The sequence below is a fragment of the Actinomycetota bacterium genome (genome assembly GCA_019347675.1).
GTDB lineage: Bacteria > Actinomycetota > Nitriliruptoria > Nitriliruptorales > JAHWKO01 > JAHWKW01.
Genome location: JAHWKW010000053.1, coordinates 1 through 4724 on the forward strand (window position 1 = coordinate 1; position 4724 = coordinate 4724).

Annotated in this window: 6 protein-coding genes; 2 read left to right on the plus strand and 4 right to left on the minus strand. The window is 68.7% G+C overall.

Annotated elements, in window-relative coordinates:
• Window positions 1-346 (minus strand): site-specific integrase (locus KY462_16590; protein ID MBW3579317.1); only part of this gene is annotated, 346 nt, incomplete at its 3' end.
• Window positions 347-384: 38 nt separating this feature from the next.
• Between KY462_16590 and KY462_16595 the strand changes: the two genes are divergently transcribed.
• Entirely contained in the window at window positions 385-585 is a 201-nt protein-coding gene (locus tag KY462_16595) for a hypothetical protein (protein MBW3579318.1), read from the plus strand.
• 589 nt (window positions 586-1174) lie between these two features.
• On the opposite strand, the gene KY462_16600 is transcribed toward KY462_16595, so the two are convergent.
• The 3 genes from KY462_16600 to KY462_16610 form a co-directional block, all read right to left on the minus strand.
• Window positions 1175-3181 carry a hypothetical protein gene (locus KY462_16600; protein ID MBW3579319.1) on the minus strand — a complete coding sequence of 669 codons (2007 nt, stop codon included), beginning with the start codon at window positions 3179-3181 and terminating at the stop codon, window positions 1175-1177.
• Between the two features lie 101 nt (window positions 3182-3282).
• A complete protein-coding gene (locus KY462_16605) occupies window positions 3283-3513 on the minus strand; it encodes a hypothetical protein (GenBank protein MBW3579320.1) in 231 nt (76 codons plus the stop codon).
• A gap of 99 nt (window positions 3514-3612) precedes the next feature.
• Window positions 3613-3978, minus strand: coding sequence for a hypothetical protein (locus tag KY462_16610; protein ID MBW3579321.1), 366 nt, complete (start codon window positions 3976-3978; stop codon window positions 3613-3615).
• A 137-nt stretch (window positions 3979-4115) separates the two neighbouring features.
• On the opposite strand from KY462_16610, the gene KY462_16615 reads away from it, so the two are divergent.
• A partial coding sequence (locus KY462_16615) for an enoyl-CoA hydratase/isomerase family protein (GenBank protein MBW3579322.1) occupies window positions 4116-4724 on the plus strand: 609 nt, incomplete at its 3' end.

The window sequence follows — 4724 nt, forward strand, 5'->3', positions numbered from 1 at the left end:
CGGTCGGGAGGCGCAGGCCGACGGTCGGGTTGACAGTCGCCATGCCGCGCGGCAGCGCCCACCCGTAGAGCGCGCGGAGCGCGGTCACGACGTTGCGCACGGTCGCCGGCGCGAGCCCGCAGGCGGCGAGCCCGTCGGCCCAGCGCTGCGTGTCAGGGAGGGTCAGCTCCCGGAGCCTGGAGCCGCCGAATGCCTCGACGACCCGACCGCGCAGCTCCCGCTGGTAGCCGCGTCTGGTCGATGGCTTGTAGATGCGGCCCGAGCGGTCGCGGATCGAACCGTCAGCGATCCCGGCGACGAATATGTCTACGGTCTCGCGGACGGTCGGCCCGCGGTCGCCAGACAAGGTGCCTGCCTGAAGGCGCGCGAGCGCGTCGACACGCCATGACGGCCGCAGAGGTCCGGGAACTGCTCACAGATATCCAGTCCCGGTATCTCGGGGAGATCGTCGAACAGATCTGGCAGCTCGACCGGCTCGAAGTGCGTGCCCGTGCCCGGGCGGGTGATCTTCAACGCCTCAGGGTCGGCGCAGTCGGCGATGCCGCCTCCCTGCTGTGCGCGCCGGAATGGAGCGGTCGAGCATGACCTCGCCCGCATCGTGGGACCCGCCGGTAGGAGGGCCGGGGGTGCCCGTGGAGACAAGGTGGAGCGGAGCCTGGCCGCCGCTGGCCCGCACGCCCACCCCGCTGCCTCCAAACACAACGAGGGTAGGAAAACGGATGAGGGACTCTCGGAGCTTTGTTCGCACGTCAAGCACTGCGTCCATCTCCGCGTTGGGGAAGGCTTCCAGCGGTCCTATCAGTCGCCCGGCGATGCCGGCCTCTGTGGCCCGCTGCAGGTGCGGATCGACGACCATGCCTTCTGTGACCATCGCGCGAAGCAGGTCGCGAGCTCCGTCGTCGAACAACGGGAACGTCTGTGCCGACGAGGAAACCGACACCTCGACGAGATGACGCCACGCGGCTGGTCGTCGCCTCGCAGAACATCGGCTTCAGGGCCTTGCGGCGCGAGTTCCGCGCGTTCGCGCACCCGCCGTCGGCGATGGTGGGCGTCCTGCGCGACCGCACCTCGACCATCGAGTTCAAGCACCGCGGGGCCGTCTGGCAGGAGACCGGGCTGGCACGGGCGGAGGCGCCCGGTGGCGCCGCGACGCCCCGCCTGAGCTACCGAGGTGTCACAGCCGGACCGTGTCGCCCATCACGCGGGAGCTGGCCAGGCCGTTGGAGGCAACGATGCGAACACGGACCTCGGAGCCTGCGGGCACGTGAGCGCAATCGAGCTCCACGTGCGGCTCGCGGAGACCCACGGCGATCGTCTCCCAGGTCCGCCCCGCATCCGTGCTGATCTGGGCGGCGAAGCTCGCTCCCTCGGCGAACGGCTCGTCGAGCTCGAGGTCGAGCCCTATACGACGCGCGGAGCTCGCGCGGTGGCGTATCCCGCGCACGGAGGGCATGGCGCCGGGACGGAACACGTCGGCGACCGTGTCGTGGACGACGAGCTCGATCGCGGCGGCGGCGCCGGGGACCGGGATCACGGCGTCCACGAGCCCCACCTGGTCCTCGTCCGGCCCGCGCTCGGGGTCCAGCGTCACGGGCACGCCGTGGCGTGCGACCTCGCCGCCGTCCGCTCGACGAACGACCAGCGTCACGTGCCCTTCCGGCTCGCCCGGCGCCGGCGCGAGACTCTGCATGGGGTTGACGTAGCGGATCGCGCCCGAGCGCTGCGTGAGGTTGACCGTGGCGACGACGCTGACCGTGGCCGTGCTCGCTTCACCGTCTCGCTCGTGATCGACGCCGGGCCGTGCGGCCTGCACGATCTGCCGCTCCGGATAGCGCCTGTCGGGGCGTCCGGCGCCCGCTGATTCGCTGGCGGGCACCGGGGCGCCCGGGGCATGCGCGGGCATGTCGTCCACCGACATCAGCCTGCGACGGATCTCGCGATACGTGTACACGCTGGTCCACTGGTAGTCGCAGTAGGTCATGACGTCGTGCCACAGCGTCCCGCTGAGCGCACGGGTTGGCAAACCCGCAACCGGATCGCCCACATCGAATCCGGTGAAGCCGTCGTCCGTCGCGCTGAGCTGGCCGCTGGGGAACGGGTACCTATCGTCGAACCCGGACTCCCCGCAAGCTCCAACGTGGGGTCGGCCCAGCGAGTGTCCGATCTCGTGGCCGGCGTACCAGTCGCCGTAGCTGCCGTCGAAGTCCCAGCCCCAGTCTCCCGGACCCGTCGGTCCGCAAGAGACAAAAGGTCCCCCGACCTTCCCGCGCATGAAGAAGCCGGCGTCGCTGACGATCCCGTAGTAGAGCGTCCGCGCGTCGATGCCGCCGTCGAGATCGAGCGCGCGTATGGCGGCCACGTGCGCGTTGATGTCGTCGCTGTCGAACTTGTCGTCGGGCGAGAAGACGGGCCCGCCCGGCGCGTTGACGAGCACCTGCGAGCTGACGACTTGCGCCACCGGATACGCACGCTGTAGCCACGACAGCACGTGCCCATAGTCGATGTTGGCGGGGAGGATCGTGACCGGCGGCGCGTCGGCCGGATCGCTGTATTGGTAGCGAATGCCGACAACCCGCAGCCGCAGCGGTGGGCTGCGGTGGAAGTACACGACCGACTGGCGCGTCGTCGCGAAGGGCAGCTCCGTGCCGTTGTTGCGGATCAGGCGCGACAGGCTGATCGCCAAAGGGCCCTCGGCCGTCTGCCCCGGATCGAGGACGAAGTTCAGGCTCCGATTCTCGTCGGTGCGCTGCAGGGTCACGTCGCCAGCCTGCGCGGGATACAGAGTCGTCGAGTTGAGCGACGGTACGACGAGGGGGGGATCTGACGGGCCCTGCCTGACCGAGATCTCCCCGCCCACGGTTCGCGGGGGCCCCGAGTGCTTGCTCACGTACACCCGCACGACCGTCCGCTTTCCGGCGATAAGCGCCACCGACTGGGAGAGGTCCTGTACGGACTGCGTCACCTCGATGGCGTCGACGTTCACGGGCTGCTCCTCAAGATCCGGCGCCGTGATCGCACAGTCAGTGATGGCCGCCGATTCATCCGGGTGTCCCACCGCGACATGGCGGCCGCCACCCTCCGCCTCCGCGAGGACGCTGGCGATCGTGCGCTTGGCCGTCGCGTCGGCGGGCGTGTCGCTGGAAGAGAATGAGAGGAGCAGCAGCTCCGTGGACGTCGGCACCGGCCCGACCCACACGCAATAGACGCTCGCGTTCACTGTCGACCGCTGAACGTATCCCGTCGTCACAGCCATATTCGTGCCTCCTCGGAGTCCGGCTTGGCCTACACGGACTCGACGCGCACCGAGGTAATGAGCGCGTCGGTGTCACCGTGAAATGCGGTGACGGGACGGTAGTTCGTCGAGGCCGTTGCCAGCATCTGCACGGCGTTGGTCGCGAACGCGAGCTCCTCCGGCGACCCGTCGTGATTGACCGCAAGCAGCTCGGTGTCCGAGGCCGTGGGGCCGATCCAGGCGCACGCGAGCAGGTTTCCCACACTCGCGAACACCGTCATGCGCTGCACTATCCCTGTCGTGGAAGCCATCGAACGTCTCCTTGGGTAAGATCCTCGGCCGGCCTTGCCGAGCCTGCGCTGTACAGGCGCCGGCTGCCGTCAAAGCGGTTGGTCGATGAGACCCATCTCGAGCGCGAGGTCGCTCGCGTAGCGCAGGTCTCCGCGCAGCCTAAAGCTGCCTGCCAGAAACTGCTCCCGCGCGTCGCGCTCGCCGTCCAGCATGAAGCGAACGGTCTCACCGTCACCGATCAGCTCGATCAACGGCCGTGACTCCGTGCCTGCGGCGACGGACTCGCTGACATCGACATCGTTGCCTGTGCAGCGCAGACTGAAGTTTCCTCCGCCCGGTCCCGAGAGCCGCATCACGATCTCGCCGGACCGCAACGACCTTGCTTCACGCATCCTGTCCGCGAGCCGTGTAAAGCACGCTTGCATCTCCGCGCGCTCCTTGCTGTCCCTAGCCACGCCGTCCACCTCCTGATCCTCGCACCGCCTGTGTTGGAGTCGTAGGGTAGCGATCGGTTCAACCGGTGTGAAGGGGAGATTTAGCTAAGACCAAATCCCGCCGCCACAGCACTATAATCGGCGTAGGCTACGGCCGTATGACGAGGACCCGCGATCTCGCACTCGAGACGCTGCAGCTCGAGCAGGACGGTCGCGTGCTCACGGCGCGCTTCTCGAACCCGCCGCTCAACTTCATGACCACGGTCTTTATCCGTGAGCTCGACCAGCTGACGCGCAGCGTCGATCGGGACCCGACGGTGGGCGCGGTCGTGCTCACCGGCGGCGTCGAAGGCCGCTTTCTCACCCACCTAGACGCGCAAGAGCTCGCCGGGATTAAGGATCTTCCGCACCCGAAGCTGCCGATGCAGGCGGCGGAGGTCGTCGTGCTGGTGCTCAACGTCGTGCTGCGGCTGCCGGGGGTGGCGAGCCTGCTCGAGCGGTTCGGCGGAGCTCCCGGCAAGGGGATCGTCATGGGCCACCGCTGGAAACGGTTGACCCTGCGCATGAACCGCTCCGCCGCGGTCTACCTCGCGGCGATCAACGGCCCCGTGCTTGACGGCGCGCTAGAGATCGTGCTCGCCTGCGACCTGCGCTACACCGCCGACGCCGCGCACCTGCGCATTGCCCAGATGGAGATGCTCGTCGCCTTGATACCGGGCGGCGGCGGGAGCCAGCGACTGCTGCGCATGCTCGGCCCAGCGCGCGTG

Excerpts from the sequence above, each read along its gene's own strand:
- KY462_16605 (MBW3579320.1), bottom strand. The coding sequence starts at position 3,513 with ATGACGGTGTTCGCGAGTGTGGGAAACCTGCTCGCGTGCGCCTGGATC.
- KY462_16595 (MBW3579318.1), top strand. The coding sequence starts at position 385 with ATGACGGCCGCAGAGGTCCGGGAACTGCTCACAGATATCCAGTCCCGG.